General features: G+C 40.1%; 13 protein-coding genes. 10 read left to right on the top strand and 3 right to left on the bottom strand.

Annotated features, from left to right (window positions below):
- Positions 1-17: 17 nt before the first annotated feature.
- Positions 18-8846, bottom strand: coding sequence for a glucoamylase family protein (locus tag GQR39_RS04000; protein WP_165734850.1), 8829 nt, complete (start codon positions 8844-8846; stop codon positions 18-20).
- A 648-nt stretch (positions 8847-9494) separates the two neighbouring features.
- On the opposite strand from GQR39_RS04000, the gene GQR39_RS03995 reads away from it, so the two are divergent.
- A complete protein-coding gene (locus GQR39_RS03995; protein ID WP_010552594.1) occupies positions 9495-10232 on the top strand; it encodes a Crp/Fnr family transcriptional regulator in 738 nt (245 codons plus the stop codon).
- Positions 10233-10372: 140 nt separating this feature from the next.
- Here the strand turns inward: GQR39_RS03995 and GQR39_RS03990 are convergent, their stop codons facing one another.
- The gene (locus tag GQR39_RS03990) at positions 10373-10564 is read right to left on the bottom strand and encodes a DUF2934 domain-containing protein (protein ID WP_024590348.1); all 192 of its coding nucleotides are present in this window, start codon (positions 10562-10564) and stop codon (positions 10373-10375) included.
- A 541-nt stretch (positions 10565-11105) separates the two neighbouring features.
- Between GQR39_RS03990 and GQR39_RS03985 the strand changes: the two genes are divergently transcribed.
- A complete protein-coding gene (locus tag GQR39_RS03985; protein ID WP_024590347.1) occupies positions 11106-11831 on the top strand; it encodes an HAD family hydrolase in 726 nt (241 codons plus the stop codon).
- Positions 11832-12025: 194 nt separating this feature from the next.
- Here the strand turns inward: GQR39_RS03985 and GQR39_RS03980 are convergent, their stop codons facing one another.
- Complete coding sequence (locus tag GQR39_RS03980) at positions 12026-12841, bottom strand: PRC-barrel domain-containing protein (protein WP_101163438.1); 816 nt, start codon at positions 12839-12841, stop codon at positions 12026-12028.
- A gap of 666 nt (positions 12842-13507) precedes the next feature.
- Between GQR39_RS03980 and corA the strand changes: the two genes are divergently transcribed.
- From corA to GQR39_RS03940, 8 genes are all read left to right on the top strand, one after another.
- Positions 13508-14605 (top strand): magnesium/cobalt transporter CorA, encoded by a 1098-nt coding sequence (gene corA / locus GQR39_RS03975; RefSeq protein ID WP_225305725.1) that lies wholly within the window; start codon positions 13508-13510, stop codon positions 14603-14605.
- A 180-nt stretch (positions 14606-14785) separates the two neighbouring features.
- Complete coding sequence (locus GQR39_RS03970; protein ID WP_008168384.1) at positions 14786-15025, top strand: SHOCT domain-containing protein; 240 nt, start codon at positions 14786-14788, stop codon at positions 15023-15025.
- A gap of 70 nt (positions 15026-15095) precedes the next feature.
- Complete coding sequence (locus tag GQR39_RS03965) at positions 15096-17480, top strand: phosphoketolase family protein (protein WP_197111280.1); 2385 nt, start codon at positions 15096-15098, stop codon at positions 17478-17480.
- Positions 17477-18934 carry a F0F1 ATP synthase subunit beta gene (gene atpD, locus GQR39_RS03960; RefSeq protein WP_165721777.1) on the top strand — a complete coding sequence of 486 codons (1458 nt, stop codon included), beginning with the start codon at positions 17477-17479 and terminating at the stop codon, positions 18932-18934. Before GQR39_RS03965 ends, atpD begins: the two co-directional genes overlap by 4 nt.
- A complete protein-coding gene (locus GQR39_RS03955) occupies positions 18909-19301 on the top strand; it encodes a F0F1 ATP synthase subunit epsilon (protein WP_165721776.1) in 393 nt (130 codons plus the stop codon). The genes atpD and GQR39_RS03955 overlap by 26 nt, the downstream gene beginning before the upstream one ends.
- A 20-nt stretch (positions 19302-19321) precedes the next feature.
- The gene (locus tag GQR39_RS03950; protein WP_024609582.1) at positions 19322-19693 is read left to right on the top strand and encodes an AtpZ/AtpI family protein; all 372 of its coding nucleotides are present in this window, start codon (positions 19322-19324) and stop codon (positions 19691-19693) included.
- On the top strand, positions 19686-20015 hold the full coding sequence (locus GQR39_RS03945; RefSeq protein WP_010552604.1) for an ATP synthase subunit I: 330 nt from the start codon (positions 19686-19688) through the stop codon (positions 20013-20015). The genes GQR39_RS03950 and GQR39_RS03945 overlap by 8 nt, the downstream gene beginning before the upstream one ends.
- Complete coding sequence (locus GQR39_RS03940; RefSeq protein WP_010552605.1) at positions 19999-20688, top strand: F0F1 ATP synthase subunit A; 690 nt, start codon at positions 19999-20001, stop codon at positions 20686-20688. Before GQR39_RS03945 ends, GQR39_RS03940 begins: the two co-directional genes overlap by 17 nt.
- Positions 20689-20716: the final 28 nt, after the last annotated feature.

The following is a 20716-nucleotide window of genomic DNA, read 5'->3' as shown; positions in this document are numbered from 1 at the left end:
ATCCTTAATTCGTTTGTTTATATTTTACTTGGTTTCAATTTATTAGAATTCACTGAGTAAACGCTTAGGTGAACTTCATGCTTTTGCTTATCGTTTTCAAGTGGAATATAAGTTGATTCAAGCGCTATACCGTCAAGTATTAGCTCACTTTTATTATGTTTTTTATCCCCTATAATTTGCTCAATTGTAATATGGTAATAGGTGCTCTCGAAGCGATAGTCGATTGAGTAGGTGCTCCAATCCTCTGGAATACACGGTGAAATGGTTAGCTTATTTCCTGTTCGTGTTACACCTAATAAAGATTCTATTATTAGTCGGTATAACCAACCCGCAGATCCGGTATACCACGTCCAACCGCCTCGTCCAATATGCGGAGCAACGGCATAAACATCGGCGGCTACGACATAAGGTTCGCCTTTATAGGTTTCAACTTGTTCGGCGTTTTTAGCATGATTTAATGGATTGATTATATTCATCAATTCCCAGGCTCTTTTTTTGTCGCCTTGTTGAGCAAATGCCATGCTTGCCCAAATAGCGGCATGCGTATACTGCCCGCCATTTTCGCGCACGCCCGGGACGTAACCTTTTATATAACCAGGGTTCATTTTTGATTTATCAAAAGGCGGATTGAGTAATTGGATTAATTTATCATCGCTATTGACCAAATGCTGATACAAAGACGACATTGCTTGCGTAGAGCGCTCATTATTAGCTGCACCAGAGAGCACTGACCAACTTTGCGCTATTGAGTCAATAGTGCACTCTGGGCTTTGTGATGAGCCCAGCGCGGTTCCGTCGTCAAACCATGCGCGACGATACCAAGCTCCGTCCCATGCGTGTTTAGCTAGGTTACCTTGTAGTTTTTGTGCTTCATCGTCACAACGAGTAGCAAACTCTATATCGCCATGTAATGCAGCAATAGGTGAAAATTCTTGTAGTATTTTATATAAAAAGAACCCCAGCCAAACGCTTTCGCCTTTGCCGTGTATTCCAACAAGGCTCATACCGTCATTCCAATCTCCTGAGCCCATTAACGGTAAACCTTTTTCTCCAAAGTGTAAACCATGCTCAATTGCCAACACGCAATGCTGGTAAAGGCTCGACCTTGCTGCACTCACAGAGGGTAAGTCGTAATAGGATTCTTCGTCGTCTTTAAGGGGGCGACCTTCAATAAAGGGCATTAGCTCATCTAAAATAGTTATGTCATCAGTGCCTTTAATGTAACGACACGTAGCTAATGGTAGCCATAAATAATCGTCTGAACAGCGTGTTCTTACACCGCGCCCTGATGGTGGGTGCCACCAATGTTGCACATCACCTTCGCTATACTGACGTGTGGCGCAGTACAGTATGTGATCCCTTAGTAATGCAGGCGAAGCATGTATTAATGCCATGGCATCTTGTAACTGATCGCGAAAGCCAAACGCGCCACCACTTTGATAAAACCCACTGCGAGCCCAAAAGCGACATGCTAAAGTTTGGTACACAAGCCAGCCATTTGCTAATACATTCAATGCAGGGTCGGGGGTATTAACCTGCACACTGCCGAGTGTTTGCTGCCAAAAATCAGTGACTTTTTCGAGTGCAATGCGTGCTGTACCGGGTTTTCTGAGTTTTAAAGCAAGGGTACTTGCTTGCTCTTTATTTTGCGCAGCACCGAGCCTAAAAATAATTGTGCGCTCTTGTTCACTTTGCAGTTCAAAAGGGACTTGAATTGCACCGCACGGATCGAGTGCCGCTCCTAAGTTGCCAGATAAATGAGTACGAGTCATTGCCTGGGGGTCGTGTAATGTTTTATTGCGACCAATAAACTCGCTACGGTCTCCTGTTAGTGTTCGTGACATATCATCAACGTCAAAAAAAGCAACTCTGCCACCAAACTCTGAGTTATAGGCATTAGAGGCAACCAATGCACCGCTCTTAGCATCAATTTCTGTTACAAGGTGTAGCGCTGTTTTAGAACGAAGATCGCCAAGTACCCATTCAACATAACCTGTTGCACTTAGGCGCCTGGTAGTTAATGAGTTGTTTTTAATTTTTAATACCGAGTATTTTACGGCGTCGAGTGTATCTGCATACACACAAAGAGAGGATTCGATGCCGGTTTCACTGTGATCAAAGGTACTATAACCAAAGCCATGGCGGGTTATATAGGGATTAGCCCCACGTTTTGGCATCGCACAAGGTGACCAAAATTTACCTGTATCTTCATCACGTAAATAAAAGGCTTCGCCACCAGATGAGCCTGTAGTGTCTGCACTCCACGGCGTTAAACGAAACTCATGGGCGTTTTCGCTCCACGTATAAGCAAAACCATTTTCGTCAATAACGCTGCCAAAATGTGCGTTTGCTAGCACATTAACCCAAGGCAGAGGAGTTGGATTCGCTTCGGTGGTGGTAATAATATATTCGCGACCATCTTCACTAAACCCACCCAGTCCATTATTTAAAAGTAAGTTTTCTTGAGTATTGCCAAGCGCTTGATTGATTTTGGGATGTAATGCTTGAGTTGGGATTAGTCCCTTTACGTTTTTCTCTGCAAGCGTTCGACGGTTTACTTGCTCTGCCAATGTGCCACTTTGATCAATAATAATCCGCGAAACGGCTTGTAACAGTATGCGGTCTTCATTCGAAATTTGTTCTGCTGAGCGAACGAATATCCCGCCAGGGCGATCAATATAATGAGACTCAGTACCCGTTGCGATTAGCCCCATAATTTGGTCTTGCAAACCTTGTCGGTAACCAACTTGTTCTTCATTCCAAATGACTAAATCAGCGACAAGCCCTTTTAAGCGCCAATATGCATGGCATTGAATAAGTTGGCGGGCAATTTCAATATTATTACCGCTGGCTACTTTTAATAATATGATAGGTAAGTCGCCAGAAATTGAGTAGCCCCATAGTCCAGATTGTCCTCGACGATTTTGTATTAATACAGATGCGTTAGCCCGAAGAGTTGCATTGGCATACAAAATATACCCAGCCAACTGCCGGTAGAGTTGAGCATCTGCTTCATTGGCGTTAATTTGGCGTAAGGTCACATCGCTATGAGTCCATGCTAAATCAAGTGCTCGATCGGTAATGTGATGATCTTGGTATTTAGCAATTAGCGCAAGGCAAGCCTGTCTACTTTGTGCCATACCCGTTATTACATCGAGTGTTACTACACTGCCAGCAAGTAAAGTCACAGGGGCGCGAATAGCAACAATAGGATCAAGCACAGACCCTTGTTTAGCGTCAAGTTCGCCCATTTCTAGCATTGCTTGTGGTGAAACCAAAGAGCGACCTCTACCAATAAATTGCATGCGATCAGTTGTACAAGACAGGGGTCCGACTTTTGTTGTACTGCTATTGACGCGTGTTGAAAGTAAATGAAACATCCAAGGTGTTTTTTCATCAGCAGAGCGTGCACGACGAGTACATAAAATGGCATTGCCACATGGAAGTATTTCAGTTTGTACAAACAAATTACTAAATGACGGTTGCATAAGGTCGGCTGCAGGGTTTGCCATTACAACTTCTGCATAAGTGGTTATATCAATTGTACGGGTATCGGGTGAGTGATTACTTAAGCGTATACGACGAAGTTCAATATCGTCCTCCGGAGAGACAACGATTTCAGTGTAAGTTTCTATATGCTGATCGCTTCGGCGAAACTCAGCGCGACCTTCAGAAAATGATGTGCTATACGACTGGGCTGGTTTTAGCGTTGGCTGGTGGGCTGCCGACCAAAAGTCGCCTGTGGCTGTATCTCTAATATAGACAAATGTTCCCCAATTGTCGCAAGTAGGATCCTCACGCCACCGTGTAACGGCTAAGTCGGTCCAGCGGCTGTAGCCACCTCCTGCATTTGTAAGCATTACATGGTAACGACCATTTGAAAGTAGCTGTACTTGGGGTGTTGGGGTAATAGCTGGAATAGGTGGATTAACCTTTATTTTTGCATGTTCAAATAACGCCCCGCTCTCTGCGTATTGGTCTATATGAGGTTGGAATATAGATGTTTTAGGCACGCGCTCTTGTAGTAATAGCAAAGCTGATTGCAGTAAAGGGTCTGATTCAAAGCGTTTTTGCATAGGCTGGTCAAGTAAATGATATTCCAATGCAAGTAAGCTCATACCTTGATGGTGAGCCATAAAGGAGCGAATGACTGCGCTTTTTTGATCTCTGGATAAACGGGCAGGGGTGTAATCTATTGCCTCATACAATCCGTAATGTCCCTCAAGTCCACTATCAGCTAACAGTTGAAGATTTTCGCACGCGGCTTGTGGGTTAACCATTAATGCCAATGCAGACGCGTAGGGAGCGATGACGAGGTCTTCTGATAAGCCTCGTTTTAGCCCTAAACCCGGTACGCCAAAGGCATGATATTGAAAATTAAGAGAAGCATCTACCGTATTGTATGCCGACTCAGATATGCCCCACGGTACGTTTTGTCTTTTTCCATAATCAATTTGTCGGGTAACCGCTGCACGGCAAGTTTGTTCGAGCAATGTACCGTCGTAGCTAGGCATAACTAACATGGGCATAAGATACTCAAACATAGAGCCACTCCACGACACCAGCACCGGCTCGGCGCCAGCGCTGGTTAGTAGGCGACTTAGAGCGAACCAGGTTTGCTGTGGCAATTTACCTTGTGCTATAGCAATAAAACTGGCTAAACGTGCTTCAGATGCCAGTAAATCGTAAAAACTGGTGTCACGTCGATGCTCATCTACGTTATAACCAATAGCCAATAAATGGCGAGACTCATCATATAAAAATGCATATTCCATTTGTGCAAATTCAATCGCTCTGTTGGCTAATTTGTCACATTGCGAAATGCAATCTTTGGCAAGCTGTGTACTGGCTAAAGTATGAATACGTAATGAAGAAAGCCACTGAGTTTCGTCGGATGGTAATACCGATGATAAAAGCGCATCAATTGCGTTAATAGTGTCGGGGCAACGTTTAACTAATTGCTGCATTGTCAAAATATTAGAATCAAGAAATAGCAGTTTTAAGCTAACTGGCGGATTAGTTAGTTTGAGCCATGGCGAAAATAAATAGAGTTCGTTTAGGGTACGCTGGCATTGCCTGTGTAAGTCTTGAGTCCATACTTTATGCTCTTGCGACTTTGTATCTAAATCATTAGTAGCGTCTTGCTTTATATTCTCTAACAATATTCGCGCATTATTATTGAGTGTAATTAAGTGCTGTTCAACGTCATATAGATTTGTAGGCGCAGTGATACGAACAGCGTTAAGTATTGAGCTCATGGCATTAATAGCGGTATCGATAATATTGTTTTTATTTTGCTCTGAGTCTAATTGCAATGTTTTAAACAAGTTTGCCACAATAGCCAAAGTGATACTTATGCCTTCAAACATTTGTGGGTGAACAATAGGTTTAGAAGGGAGTTCTTTTAATGCTATTTGTAAAGTTAAAAGGTGACCGGCTAAGTTACCGCTATCTACTGATGAAATATAGCGCGGTGGCAAAGGTTGCAATGTTTGTGTGTCGTACCAGTTATAAAAATGCCCTTCGTGGCGCTCGAGTTTATCGAGGGTATTAAAGCAATCTTGCGTGCGTTGAATTAAATCACTTTGTACAATAAAACCAAAATCATAGGCGCTAACGTTAGCCAGTAAAGACAGACCAATATTAGTAGGCGATGTACGGTGCGCAATAACAGGACCGGCTTCCTCTTGATAGTTATCGGGAATTAACCAATGATCGTCTGCAGTGTTAAAGTGGTCGAAAAAAGCCCATGTTTTACGGGCAATAGTTTGTAAAAATAATTGTTGCTTGTCGCTCAGTGGCGCTAAATTATCGAGTTTAGGCTCACTAAACCACCATGTTATAGCCGGTGATAAAAGCCATAATAAAAGTAGAGGAAATACAGCTAATATATTTGTAAAAGTTAAGTGTAAAGGGGCAAAGTAAAGTAGCGAAGCGATTAAAGTAATCGCAATAAATGGCGCAGTCCACATAGTGTAATAACTATTTATTAAGGCATTTACTACATGATTAGATTTATGATCTGTGACATGCCACTCTAATAAACGACGTTGAGTAAACAGCATTCGACCCGCACTACGTAATATTGCGGTTAAGTTAAACACAGCCTCAAAAGGTAAACATGCTAAACGAAAACCGATTTGAATAAGTTGACGAACAAAGCACTGTAAAACATCATGCAAATGGTGGGATATCAGCATTTCTGCGGGTTTGCGCATCGACGAAATTAGCGCGCTCAGCAATGGGGGTAATAAATAAATAGCACTTATGGCAAGGGTCCATTTCAATGGATTAGCTGCTGTAAACCAACCTACCGTAAGTAATAAAAAGATTGCGAGTGGTTCGACACTTCGACGTAAATTATCAAGAATTTTCCAACGTGATAAAGGTGACAAAGGATTTTGACATTTATCGCTTCGAGTGTTTAAAACACGAGGAAGTAACCAGCGCACAATTTGCCAATCTCCTCTGATCCAGCGCTCACGCCGACACATATCAGTGTTGTAACGTGTAGGGTATTCTTCGTACAAGTGCACATCACTAATCAACCCTGATCGAGCATAGCAACCTTCGAGTAAATCATGGCTGAGTATTTGGTTTTGTGGTAAACGGTTACCAAGTGTTTGTTCAAATGCATCTATATCGTATATACCTTTACCGATAAATGAGCCTTGTGAAAAGAGGTCTTGGTATACATCGGATATTGAACGCGTATATGGGTCGATACCCGGTTCTTCACCAAATAATTGCGAGTAACGAGAAGGGTTATGTCCCGATAGACTTGCTGCCATACGTGGTTGTAAAATGCCGTAGCCGCCTACAATACATTGTCTTTTTTCATCAAATCTTGGTTGATTTAAAGGGTGCGCCATGGTCGCAACTAACTGACGGGCACAATCTCGTGGAAGTTGTGTATCGGTATCTAAAGTAATGACATATTTAACTTTTTGTATAGCGTTAATATCACCGACGATAAGTTCAAATGCATGTTCTATTGGGTTTCGAAGTAGTGCGTTTAGATCTGATAATTTTCCGCGTTTACGTTCAAACCCCATCCAAATTTGCTCTTTTGGATTCCAGGTTCGTGGGCGATGCAGTAAAAAAAAGCGACTTTCTTGCTGTAAAAGAGAAGGCTCTGCATATTTGGCATTAAGGTTTTCTATACCAAGGCGTACTTGCGATAACAACGCTTCGTCTGTGGGGAGTGTTTGTTGCTCTGCATCAGTAAAGTCGGTCAGTAGAGCAAAGTGTATATGTTGATCGCGATTACCTAAAAATCTAACTTCGAGTACTTCTAATAACTGCTCAATACTTATAGAGCTGGTAAGCATTGTGGGGATTACTACGAATGTTTTATTTTGCGCTGGTAACCCTTTTGAATAGTCCATTCTGGGTAATCGTTGTGGGTCGACTAGCAAGGTAACTATCCAGTTTACAAGTGCTGAGGCTAATTGACTTGCTCCGAATAAAGTTAAAATTATTAAAAGAATAAACTGCCAGTGAGGTATGTTATTAGGAACGACCATAGCCATAAAAGAGGCACTAATTAGGGCTGTTAAGGATATAATTGCCCCTAAATAAAGTACTAATGTTATACGCTTGGCTTGCGAAAATAACGTTTTAAAAATAGGCGTTTTTACTGTTATGCGCTGCTTTAATTGCGTAATACCTTTATCAATTAAATAGTAGCCTACATGGTTAGGCGCAAGCGTTGTGTTTGATATTGTTTGGGCTTGATCAGCCTGCAGGGCTAATTTTATTGCTTTTTTAGCTATATCGACTTCTGAAAATGAGCTTCGCTTAGCGAGTTGATCTATGATTTTTCTGTAACTATCTCGCGTGATAAAGTCCATATAACCATACACACCCTCTATATCTTGGCGCAAAATGTGTTCTACAGCGCTATGATCTTCTACAAAATCCGCCCAGTTCATCGCGGTCAACCAGCGTAAGCTACTAATGTTATTGCTAATTGAGACTTGATCAGCGGCTTGTTGCTGATTCTCTTTTTGTACTAGTTGCTCTATCGTTAAACTCGAATCAGCTAGTTGTTGTTCAATCCAAGTAAGGGGAAGTGCTAATGCCGAACCATGCCCTTGTAATAAACGAGTTAGCTCTGCTACAAAAGCGCTTTCCATAGGAGGCTTTGAGCGTGCCATGTCGGCAATAACTAAAATTAAACTATTAGGGTCTTGCTCAGCAATTTCTAACATTTGATTAGCCCACTGTTGGGCTAGATTTAGGTGCTGGCGTGCGATTATGATACGTGTACTTACGCGTTGTAGGTTTTCAATTAAGGCTAACCTTAGCATAATTGGAATGGCCCAGAGTTCACCAAGGTTAAGCGTTGTTACTGTTTGATACGCGGCTAAAAATTGCGCTAGAATTTCGCTATCTACACGCCCGTCGCCATGGGAAATTACATTTAACGCAATATCATAAACTCGCGGCATACCTAAAGAGGCACCTTGCTCTAAACGTGGCAGTTCCTGACTATAGTGCTTAGGTAAATGAAGCCGAGCGGTACGAATTTGCTCTTCAATAAGATAAAAATTATCGAGTAACCACTCACCAGAGGGCACTATAGGCTGCTTTGCTTTAACGGCAATGGTTAATAAACTATTGGCTTTAATCAGTACTTTTTCGTTTTCGTCTAGGCGCTCAAGTAGCTGATCTTGAGTGTTTTTAGCATCTAAAATATGACTTTTTGCTAGTGATTTTGCATGTTTTTCCATTTGTTCAGCACTTAAGAGCTCTGATCGAATGGGGATTTGTTCTTTTGGGGGAGCTGATTTAAGCCAAGGGAAAAATGGCGAAAGGATGTTGATAAGCTTATTTTTATTCATCGTGGTAAATACTTGAGACTAAACGTCGTAGTGAAGATATTGACGGTTAAATTTATCACTGGATTTAAAAAAAGATGTTTTAAATTATTTTGGTTATTAGAGGTGAGCAGGTAATCATTAAAAATATTCATAAAGTTTATCTTATTGTTGAATACATACATCAACATATAACAAGCTTCGTTAAGGGTCGGTTCGTCAACACACATAGTCTAATAGTAGAGCTCTATTTTGTGTTTTATAACAGTGAGTTGTCGCCATGTTATGGTGTGGATTATCTTTAAATTTCATCAACCATTATGCATATATATCAACTAAAGGCAGATAAATTTAGACTATGTGTGTTAGCGTACATATTCGCCTTGTTATATTGAGTATTTTATTATTTCAGTGAAGTACAGCTGGGAGTGTCGGCTTATATTTAAAGTGAATAAACGTATATAAAATAATAAAGGCACCTTAAAATTCTTTAATAAAAATAGAACAATTTTTATTATCAAAAAGCAACGACCTTTCATTTCTAGCGCCTAATAACTGTATAAACAAATCCGAGTTTATTATTAAAATATCCTGACTTACATACTTTCAAAGCCATTACATTTAGGTTTTATTAGTTATAAGTTGGGCATATAAAAAGGAAATTCACATTAGATGGGTCAATTGAAGAACACACTGCTTAATGCTTTATCTACTGACGCACAACACCGCATGTTTCCGCTTTTAAAGCGAGTCAATTTATCCCTTGGAGAAGTTATTTATGAAACAAGTGAAAAGCTCGATTACGTTTATTTTCCAATAGATAGTATTGTTTCATTATTGTATGTGATGATTGATGGCTCATCTGCTGAAATATCAGTTATCGGTAATGAAGGGGTGGTAGGTATAGCTGTATTTATGGGGGGAGAAAGCACTCCTAACCGGGCTATTGTGCAAAGTGCTGGTACTGCTTATCGCTTACCCGCTTGTGAATTACGCAGGCAATTTAATAGCGAGCCTGATATGCGTATGCTCATGTTACGTTACACGCAATCATTAATTACCCAAACAGCGCAAACCGCAGTTTGTAATCGTCATCATAGTATAGTGCAACAACTAAGCCGCTGGCTTTTACTATCGATTGACCGTTTACCGAGTAACAATTTAATAATGACTCAAGAGCTAATAGCAAATATGTTAGGCGTAAGACGTGAGGGAGTAACTGAGGCCGCTGGTAAACTACAAAAGCTGGGTATTATCACTTATAAACGTGGTCATATTAGTGTGATAGACCGACCTCAATTAGAGTCTCAGTCTTGCGAGTGCTATGAGGTTGTAAAAAGAGAAACAGACAGGTTGGAGTCTTATATGGAAAAAAAACCTAACGTTAGAAAACTATCCATTATCAGTTAATATATTTTGGTATCTAATAAGTTTATTTACATAAAAATGAAATCCGGTAATAGCTTCAAAACAGCCCAGCAAGTTGCTCATTGAGCCTGGGCTTTAAAATTTGTGTATGTTCTGCTGTTAGTGGGCTTTTTACATTTAACCTACTTTGGTAGTTGTCCGTCTACTTCCTTTTCAGCCTCAAGCCAATCATTTAAGTGATTGTCACCGGTAAAGTCACGATCACTCGCTAATGAGTAAGCTTTAGCTTCAATCATGTCATGTCGGCTGAGACCTTCTTTATTCAAATTAGGTTTAGTTTTTGATACTGAATTACTTGAGATGTTATTACTCATGTGATTATTCCTAAAATATTACTCGATAAAATAAAAAACTTAATACCAAATTAAAACATTGAGTGTAGTTACATTATTCTCAATCTTAAGTGGAATGTAAGCTCGATTTATCATAGTAATACCAATGTGCAATAATACTTGATCAATTTGAGGGCATAAACCTGACGCTAACTGTGTTAAAAATTTCTGATAAAGAACAACTAAATAACGAAATTTTTGCCTTGTTATCGACACGGTTTTCTTACCTCAAAATAGCTCACTTAATTAAGCAAATTGGTATAAAAGCAGTACTACGTATAGCTTAAAAGACTATTCTACAATTTGTATGACCGCTTTATCCTAATGGCTTTGCAATTTTGAGTCTGTGCCACAGCGAACATAAATTACCCATTATCTGTATTTATAGTAATTTTGAGAAGGTGACGAGTGGTAAACATATTTACTTTTATAATATGCTGTTTGGCGCGATACCGTACAGAGTCAATATTAATAAACTCATATAATAAAATATAAAGTACTTAAATTATTTTAAGGACAGCGCGTGCAAACAGTTCCCGATATCGTATTTTTACTAGATGTTGATAATACATTGCTCGATAGCGATACTATTTTAAGCCATTTGAAAGATTTTTTAGAAGGTGAATTTGGTTGTGAAAATAGTGACCATTACTGGTCTATTTTTGAAAAACTTCGTAAAGAACTCGGTTATGCCGACTATTTGGGCGCACTACAGTGTTATCGAATGGAACATTCTGATGATCCGAGACTGCATCTGATTTCTTCTTTTTTAATTAATTATCCATATAAAGAAAGGCTTTACCCTAACGCACTTGCTGTGATTGAACATTTACAACAATTTGGCCCCACCGTTATTTTGTCTGATGGCGATATTGTATTACAACCACTTAAAATTTTACGCTCCGGTTTATGGGATGCAGTGGAGGGAAGGGTGTTGATATATGTTCACAAAGAGCAAATGCTTGCAGCAATAAAAGAGCAGTACCCCGCTAAACATTATGTAATGGTAGATGATAAGTTACGTATTTTAGCTGCTATGAAAGCGCAGTGGAAAAATGATTTAACAACTATATTTCCACGTCAAGGACATTATGCCCACGATATTAAGCAGCTACTTACCTATCGAAAGGCGGATACGAGTATTGATAGTATAAGTGATTTACTCAACTACGGTTTTTCTTATAAAGTGGATTTAATTGAATACAATTTAAATTCAAATAAAAAATTGTTTTATATTGATGTGTATTGATGTGTATTGATGTGTATTGATGTGTATTGCTCTTATCTTATTTGAATTTTACCTGGGTTTTACAAATAGCATTTTGAGGAAACGTTTTTAAGTATAAAAGCAAATATCGTCCTTGAATATTTGCTTGGTAAGAGTGTTATAAAAGGCAGATTAAGACACGCTTGTTTTGGAATTTGTGCCTGTTTTAACTTTGTTTATTTTACTGTTTTAGCAATTTTCTCCCAATATGCAGCAAGTTCATAGTGATGAAAAACAGCTGCTTCAAAGTCCTGAGTTATCTCTTTATTTGACTCATATACCGGCGCATCTTTTATCGCTTTACGAACTAAATCAGTTGAAATTGAGTTGTCGAGCCATTGCACTTCGTAAATCCATGCTGACGGGATAAGTGCTTGATGTCCTCCCCACCAATTGCTCGTCTCAACAATTAGGTAACGAACCGCCCATGTATTTTCTTCAACTAAAAATCCTGATACATGGCCAATGTCTCCGTCTTTAGCGTGTATGTTATAGCCAATAATAGCTTTGCAACTACGAAGATTAGGATCCCCTTTTTGATCATGCTGACTTTTTATACTTTTATGAATTAGATTTGCGCTGCGGGCACCTTCGACACTATGTTCAAAAATGTCATTGCCAGGATATAAGGAGTAGGGATATATCCCGCTTCCCCAAAAATTAGTACCGATCCAGTAATACGGGTATCCATAGTAGTTTAGGTAATCCATTTCATGTTGTCGTGAAACGGGTTTATTAGTATCAATACCAGGACTATTTTTAACTTGGTCTTTACTGATTAAAACAGGGAAAATCTTTTCATCCCAATTTGGGTTTTGCACCGCAATAGGGGAAATTAAAACTTTGCGACTCGATAGCCACGTGCCTGTTTCTACAACAAAATAACGTATCACCCATGCTAGGTCATCAAACAAAAAATCTTTTTCTTTGCCTACAATACCGTCACTAGCAGCGATTGCACAACCTTCTAAGTCTTTCATACTACGTAACATAATAACGATCCTTTTTAGTGGGTTATTTGCATTTGTAATGCATTATTTTTGCAGTTTTTAACGCGCTTTTGCTTATCAAGTGCTTTCTTCTTATTTAGGGCACGTTTATCTTTTGAGGTTAAACATGCGCAGCCCTTTGGGTTAATTCTAGAGCGTGAGCTGGATGCGGAAGCTTTGCTCGGTTTTTACCGAGCCCGCTAGGTTGCAAACCTTGCGCCGCGATTAAATAGCCCCTAGATAGAACAAATTTCTATCTTAAAAGGTCAACAGACCCTAATGCTTATCTATAAAAAACCATGCTTTTATAAGCTGTAAAGTACAAACGATAAGTAGATTAATATTTCCAGTTTCGGCTTTTGAAAAACAAAGGTCTGTGCGCTGACGAACAAGCAATGTTATTTTTCATTGATTTTTAGGTAACGCTATAACAAGAATAATTAGAACGTGCGAAGTGTATTTTTAAAACTGACATTATATTTGAGTGTTAGCGCACGGACTCTATGCTTATTTTTGAGTAGCGTGGCTTTGTGACTGACTTTTATTCGCGCTGTAAGTGTTGATAATACTCACTTTATTCAGCTAACTTTAAATAAAGTAATCGAGCATATAATGTTAATACATAATAAAAAGAGAAAGTTGGGTACTCCAGCATTGGGGCTATATAATGTGCGCAAGTCGAGAAAACATAAATATAACACTATTTCTGGGCCGTCACCCAAAGTTGAATACGTTGCTGGTGTTTTAGCGCCAACAAGATCAAACAATGCTGTTATACGTTATATAGATTATTCAGCTAGCCGTATAGAAGCCAAAGAGGTTAGTGATATTGATGAGTTTTTAAAAACTCCTCAACCCGAGTGGGCAACAGTGAGGTGGATCCACGTGAGTAATACAGACTCTTATATTGTTGGTTTACTTCAACATCATTTCGCATTTCATACGCTCACCGCAGAAGATATTTTACATGTACCTCAGCGACCTCGTATCGAATTTTTTGACGATCATTTATTTGTTGTATTAAGCATGTTGAAGCTAGAGACGCATGAGCCCAATAATACAATCCTTGATATTGAGCAAGTTAGCTTACTTTTATATGACAATGTTTTACTGAGTTTTCAAGAAAAACCAGGAGACGTGTGGCAATCCGTTCGCGGTCGTTTGCATACAGAAAATCGTCGTATTCGCAAAAATGGTACTGGTTATTTACTTTATGCATTACTTGATGAACTGGTCGATAAATGTTTTCCGGTACTTGAACAATATGGCGATATCCTTGAGGAACTTGAAGTAACAACACTTGAAAATCCAACTCCCCACGTACTGCATCATATCCATAGTATTAAACGAGAATTGGCATTATTAAGAAGAATTGTTTGGCCTATGCGAGAGGTTATCGATCATTTGTATCGCGAGGAAGGAGGCAGAATAGATGACTCTACGCGCCCTTACCTTAGAGATGTGTATGAGCATAATATTCAAATTGTTGAAATTATTGAGTCATACCGTGAAATGGTAAGCGGTTTAAGTGAGCTATACATGTCAGCTATTTCAAATCGTATGAATGAAATTATGAAAGTGCTTACTATTATATCTTCTGTTTTTATACCGTTAACATTTATAGCTGGAATTTATGGAATGAACTTTAAATACATGCCAGAGCTAAACTGGACTTGGGCATATCCCGTTTTGTGGTGTGTTTTTATTTTGATAACGGCAGCAATGATATTTATTTTTTGGCGTAAAGGTTGGCTTAATAGAAATTAACTTTAATAGAAACAAAATTTAATAGAAACAGCAAGTAAATGCTCAATAAAACAACTACTTATGATTAACAATAATAAATGCGTACGCTAGCGAACAGAACCAATAATATCACTCACTTACACTCATTGTATTAATTGGGGTGTAAGTGTTTTGCGCTCCATATTTTAAGTGGAGATTAAAATGGGTCATGAATTTTGGAGTGAGTGGTACTCAGGTTGGGGTTGGTTTTTATGGTTTGGTATGTGGTTATTGCTCATATCGAGTTTAAGCCATTGGGGTTATAGCTACCGAACCCATAGACGCTATGGGTTAGAGTCTAATAAAACAGCAATTGATATTCTTAATGAAAGATACGCCAGCGGCGATATTGACAAAAAAGAATTCGAGCAAAAAAAACAGGACATAACTACCACTGCGTAGTTAGTGCGCTGGCTAATCCTCGCCATGCTCTTATATAGAGCATGGCTTAAGCATTTTTGGATGCGACAAGATGGAAACCCTGCATATGATTCTTCCTTCATTAACATCAAAAGAATTAGAGTTAATTGACGCATATTGGCGTGCCACGAATTACCTGTCGGTAGGTCAAATTTATTTATGCGATAACCCACTTTTAGAGCGCCCACTGATACTAAGTGATATTAAAAATATGTTGCTTGGGCACTGGGGAACAACACCCGGGCAAAATTTTATTTATGCGCATTTAAATCGCGTTATTAAAATACACGATCTAAATATGATTTATGTATCTGGCCCAGGGCATGGCGGGCAAGCTATGGTTGCTAATACCTATCTTGAGGGCACCTACAGTGAAATTTACCCTGATATAAGCCAAGATAAAGCAGGTATGCAAAAACTGTTTTTGCAGTTTTCGTTTCCCGGTGGCATTCCTAGTCATGTGTCGCCCGAGTGTCCGGGCTCGATTCATGAAGGTGGCGAGCTGGGCTATTCTTTGAGTCATTCATTTGGAGCTGTATTTGATAATCCAGACTTAATAGTTGCTTGTGTGGTGGGTGATGGTGAGGCAGAAACAGGGCCTATTGCAACTGCATGGCATTCTAATAAGTTTCTTAATCCTATCAGTGACGGTGCTGTTCTCCCTATATTGCATTTGAATGGGTATAAAATTGCGAATCCTACCGTTTTAGCGCGTATTACCCGTGAAGAATTAGAGCAATTAATGTTCGGTTATGGCTGGAGCCCTATTTTTGTTGAAGGACATGAGCCTGAGCTAATGCATCAGGCTATGGCTAAAGCACTTGATGTCGCAATACATCAAATAAAAAAAATAAAAAAAGATGCTCTCGATAATAACGATCCAACTCGTCCACGTTGGCCAATGATTATCCTCATTTCACCTAAAGGGTGGACGGGTCCAAAGCTCGTAGATGGTTTTCAGATAGAGGGAACATCGCGTGCGCATCAGGTTCCTATTTCTAGCCCATCAGCTCATCCAGATCATTTGCAATTATTAGAAAGCTGGCTGCGTAGCTATCATCCAGAAACACTTTTCGATTCACAAGGGCGTTTATTACCAGAGCTTGCTGAATTGGCCCCAACGGGGAATCGCCGTATGGGGGCAAATCCTCATGCGAATGGTGGGTTGCTGCTAGAAGATTTGCATATGCCTGATTTTCGCGATTATGCATGCGAAGTAATCTCTCCCGGTATACGAGGAATTGGTGATACCAGAGTTTTAGGTCCATTTTTGAGAGATATAGTTGAGCTTAATGACGAGCAACGTAATTTTAGAGTATTTGGACCCGACGAAACAGTATCCAATGGTTTAGGTGCACTGCTAGAGGTAACCGATAGACAGTGGAATGCAGCAACCCATAGCAACGATGAGCAGCTTTCGCCTAGTGGCAGAGTAATGGAAATGCTGAGTGAACATCAATGCGAAGGTTGGCTTGAAGGATATTTATTAACCGGCCGCCATGGTTTGTTTAATAGTTATGAAGCGTTTATTCATATTATTGACTCGATGTTTAATCAACATGCTAAATGGTTAAAAGTGGCGGCAGGTTTACCATGGCGTAAAAAAATCGCTTCACTTAATTATTTACTGGCATCGCATGTATGGCGACAAGATCACAACGGTTTTACCCATCAAGATCCGGGTTTTATCGATCATGTTATTAATAAAAAAGCTGAAATTGTGCGCGTTTATTTACCGCCTGATGCTAACTGCTTGCTGTCGGTAATGGATCATTGTTTGCGAAGTCGTCATTACGTTAATGTAGTTATTGCAGGCAAGCATCCTGCGCCGCAATGGTTAGATATGGTGGCAGCTGTTAAACATTGCGAGGCAGGGATTGGCATTTGGCAATGGGCGGGTAATAGCGTAGATGCAACACCTGATGTGGTGATGGCTTGTTGTGGTGATGTGCCTACATTGGAAACGATGGCAGCCGTTATGATTTTACTCGAGCATTTTAGTAATCTTAGAATCCGGGTTGTTAACGTGGTTGATTTGATGCGTTTACAGCCTAATACCGAACATCCTCACGGGTTAATCGCAGAGGATTTTGACACTCTGTTTACTATTAATAAGCCGGTTATTTTTGCATTTCATGGCTACCCAACGCTTATTCATAGGCTTACGTACAAGCGTAATAATCATCATAATATTCATGTTCGCGGGTATAAAGAAGAAGGCACTATTACAACTGCTTTTGATATGACGGTATTAAACGAGATTGATCGTTTTCATTTAGTGTTAGACACACTGGAACGCCTGCCAAACTTGGGTACAAAAAGAGACGCACTAAAAAAACAGCTTGAAGAAAAGCTTGTTGAGCATAAAAAATATATTAATAAGCATGGGCAAGATCTCCCTGAAATTCGTAATTGGCAGTGGCAGGCGCATCAATGAATTTTGTAGCTCAATCCACGATTAGTAAATTTGAAAATCTCGGTACAATTACCGCTATACGCGGCAGCGTAATTGACGTGCGTTTTGACACAAAGCTACCTGCGATTAATTCAATGCTTAGTGCTGGCGAAAACAAACAGTGTATTTTTGAAGTGCTAGAGCAGCGCAATGAGCATCATGTAAGAGCAATTGCGCTCACGCCTACACAAGGACTTGCGCGTGGCATGGAAGTTGTTGACAGTGGCGGACCGTTACTTACCCCTGTAGGTAAAGGAACCTTATCGAGAATGTTTGATGTGTTTGGTAACACGCTTGATGGCGGTGGTGAGCTTAAAGATGTTCAGTGGCGCTCTGTACATAATAAGCCAGTGCCATTAACCGAACGGTCAACCCAATCAGAGATTTTTGAAACTGGTATAAAAGTAATTGATCTGCTGGTGCCGTTAGAACGTGGTGGCAAAGCGGGATTGTTTGGCGGTGCAGGTGTTGGCAAAACAGTGTTATTGACTGAAATGATTCACAATATGGTGGGCAAGCACAAAGGTGTTAGCCTATTTTGTGGCATAGGTGAGCGTTGCCGTGAAGGCGAAGAGCTTTATCGCGAAATGAAAGACGCGGGCGTTTTGCCAAACATGGCGATGATTTTTGGGCAAATGAACGAGCCACCAGGGAGTCGTTTTAGGGTGGGGCATGCAGCTTTAACTATGGCTGAGTATTTTCGTGATGATGAGCAGCGAGATGTGCTGTTGCTAATCGACAATATATTTCGTTTTATTCAGGCAGGCTCTGAGGTATCGGGCTTAATGGGGCAAATGCCTTCAAGGCTTGGTTATCAGCCTACTATGGGCACAGAGCTTGCCGGCTTAGAAGAGCGAATTGCCAATACACAAAATGGTGCTATTACTTCTATTCAAGCGGTGTATGTACCTGCCGATGATTTTACCGATCCGGCCGCAGTTCATACATTTTCTCATTTATCGGCTTCTATTGTGCTCTCTCGCAAACGCGCTAGCGAAGGATTATTTCCGGCTATAGATCCCCTGCAATCTAATTCAAAAATGGCGAGCCCCGGGGTTGTGGGAGAGCGCCACTACTTACTTGCACAAAAGGTACGTAGCACCTTAGCGCAATACAATGAACTCAAAGATATTATTGCTATGTTAGGGCTTGAACAGTTATCAGTTGAGGACCGCAACATTGTTGGACGCGCAAGGCGTTTAGAGCGTTTTCTTACTCAGCCATTTTTTACAACAGAGCAATTTACTAGTTATAAAGGCAAACTTGTTAGCCTTGATGATGCGCTAGATGGGTGTGAACGCATTTTAAATGATGAATTTAAAAACGTGCCAGAGAGTGCACTTTATATGATAGGTGCCATAAGTGAGGTCAAAATAAAATCCACAGTAAATAATAATGAGGAGGCAAGTGGTGCCGCAAACTCAGATACACCTTAAATTATTGCTGCCATATGAGATATTTTTCGACAGGCATGATGTGACTCATGTTGTTGCCGAAACAAGCGAAGGATCGTACGGATTTTTACCCAATCGCCTTGACTGTGTTGCGCCACTAACCCCAGGTATTTTGACATTTAATTGCGAAAAAGACGGTGAGATATTTGTAGCCGTAGATGAGGGCGTATTAATTAAAACAGGAAACACTGTGCTGGTATCGGTGCGAAGTGCCATATTAGGTACTGATCTGGCGACACTTCGCAGCGCTGTAGATAAAGAGTTTTTGGCACTCAATGAACAAGCACAACAAGTAAGAACAGTGATGGCTAAATTAGAAAGTAGCTTTTTAAATCGTTTTCGACTTTAACCACTAAAAGCTATTTATTTATGACAAACAAAAAAGACGACCTAGGTTCAAAAGACTCACAAAGCAGTTCATCAACACTTGCAGAACAAGTAGAAATAAAAGCCCAGCGTAAGCTAAAAGCAAGGCTTAACTCTCATCAAAAAATATGGTTTGGTTTAGGAATGATGGGCCTCATTGGTTGGTCGGTTGCAGTGCCTACCATACTTGGTGCAAGTTTAGGTGTGTATATAGATTCGCATTATGAAAGCGATCATTCATGGACATTGGCTTTATTGGTGGCGGGTTTAGCACTTGGGTGCTTTAACGCGTGGCACTGGATGAGCAAAGAAGACAGCGCGATACATCAAGATCAACACGGTGATAATCAGCAAAAGGATGACGAAGATGCATGAGCTAGTCGGCGTATTAATTATTGTTAGTGTAGGTCTAATGCTTGGTGCCTTATTTTTTGGTGGCCTATGGTGGACGGTGCAAAAAAGTATGGTATCGACTCACCCAGCGCTATGGGTTGTGCTGAGTTTATTTATACGCATGGGAATTACTTTAAGTGGCTTTTATAGTGTGATGACGAGTGACTTATTATCAAGATCTTGGTTGCAATTACCACTGTGTTTATTTAGCTTTTTGATAGCCCGTTTTATTACCACTTATGTTACCCGTACTGCATCAACCTCTCATTTAGCAAAGGTGACACATCATGCACCTGAGTCCTGATACGGTTATTTATTGGCAAAATGGTTTTTTAAAACTCAATGCAACCATCGTTTTCACTTGGGTTTTAATGTTGGTTTTGGTGATTAGTTCGATATTGATAACCCGTAAGCTTTCAACCACGTTAAAGCGTTCTCGTTGGCAAAATTTTTTAGAAATTATAGTAACGGGGATCACACAACAAATTGAAGACGTAGGCTTGAATGACGCTAAAAAATACCTTGGCTTTTTAGGCACACTGTTTTTATTTTTAGTAACCGCGAGCATGTTTACCATTGTTCCGGGTTATGAGCCACCCACGGCATCGTTATCGACTACAGCAGCACTGGCGCTCACCGTATTTATTGCAGTGCCTTTATTTGGTATCAGTGAACAAGGGCTTGGCAATTACTTAAAATCTTATATGGCTCCTACTTTTATTATGTTGCCATTTAATATTATTAGCGAATTATCACGGACACTTGCTCTGGCTGTGCGGTTATTTGGCAACATGATGAGCGGGGCAATGATCATTGGCATTTTGTTAACCATTACACCCTTTATATTCCCAATCGTAATGACGGCACTGGGTTTGCTTACAGGCTTAGTACAGGCTTATATTTTTACTATTTTAGCCGCCGTTTATATTGCTGCGGCTACGCGCTCAGTAAAACCAGCCAAACAACGAGTTAATTAATCACGTATTTCTACACATCATACTTGGA

The organism is Pseudoalteromonas sp. C8 (assembly GCF_011378685.1).
GTDB classification, from domain to species: domain Bacteria; phylum Pseudomonadota; class Gammaproteobacteria; order Enterobacterales; family Alteromonadaceae; genus Pseudoalteromonas; species Pseudoalteromonas arctica.
The sequence above is the reverse complement of the archived record's forward strand: the minus strand, read 5'-3'. Positions and strand labels throughout refer to the sequence as shown.

Bases quoted from the DNA above. Each gene is read 5' to 3' on its own strand.
- GQR39_RS04000 (WP_165734850.1), bottom strand. From the start codon at position 8,846: ATGAATAAAAATAAGCTTATCAACATCCTTTCGCCATTTTTCCCTTGG.
- GQR39_RS03995 (WP_010552594.1), top strand. From the start codon at position 9,495: ATGGGTCAATTGAAGAACACACTGCTTAATGCTTTATCTACTGACGCA.
- GQR39_RS03990 (WP_024590348.1), bottom strand. From the start codon at position 10,564: ATGAGTAATAACATCTCAAGTAATTCAGTATCAAAAACTAAACCTAAT.
- GQR39_RS03980 (WP_101163438.1), bottom strand. From the start codon at position 12,841: ATGTTACGTAGTATGAAAGACTTAGAAGGTTGTGCAATCGCTGCTAGT.
- GQR39_RS03970 (WP_008168384.1), top strand. From the start codon at position 14,786: ATGGGTCATGAATTTTGGAGTGAGTGGTACTCAGGTTGGGGTTGGTTT.
- GQR39_RS03965 (WP_197111280.1), top strand. From the start codon at position 15,096: ATGGAAACCCTGCATATGATTCTTCCTTCATTAACATCAAAAGAATTA.
- atpD (WP_165721777.1), top strand. From the start codon at position 17,477: ATGAATTTTGTAGCTCAATCCACGATTAGTAAATTTGAAAATCTCGGT.
- GQR39_RS03950 (WP_024609582.1), top strand. From the start codon at position 19,322: ATGACAAACAAAAAAGACGACCTAGGTTCAAAAGACTCACAAAGCAGT.
- GQR39_RS03945 (WP_010552604.1), top strand. From the start codon at position 19,686: ATGCATGAGCTAGTCGGCGTATTAATTATTGTTAGTGTAGGTCTAATG.
- GQR39_RS03940 (WP_010552605.1), top strand. From the start codon at position 19,999: ATGCACCTGAGTCCTGATACGGTTATTTATTGGCAAAATGGTTTTTTA.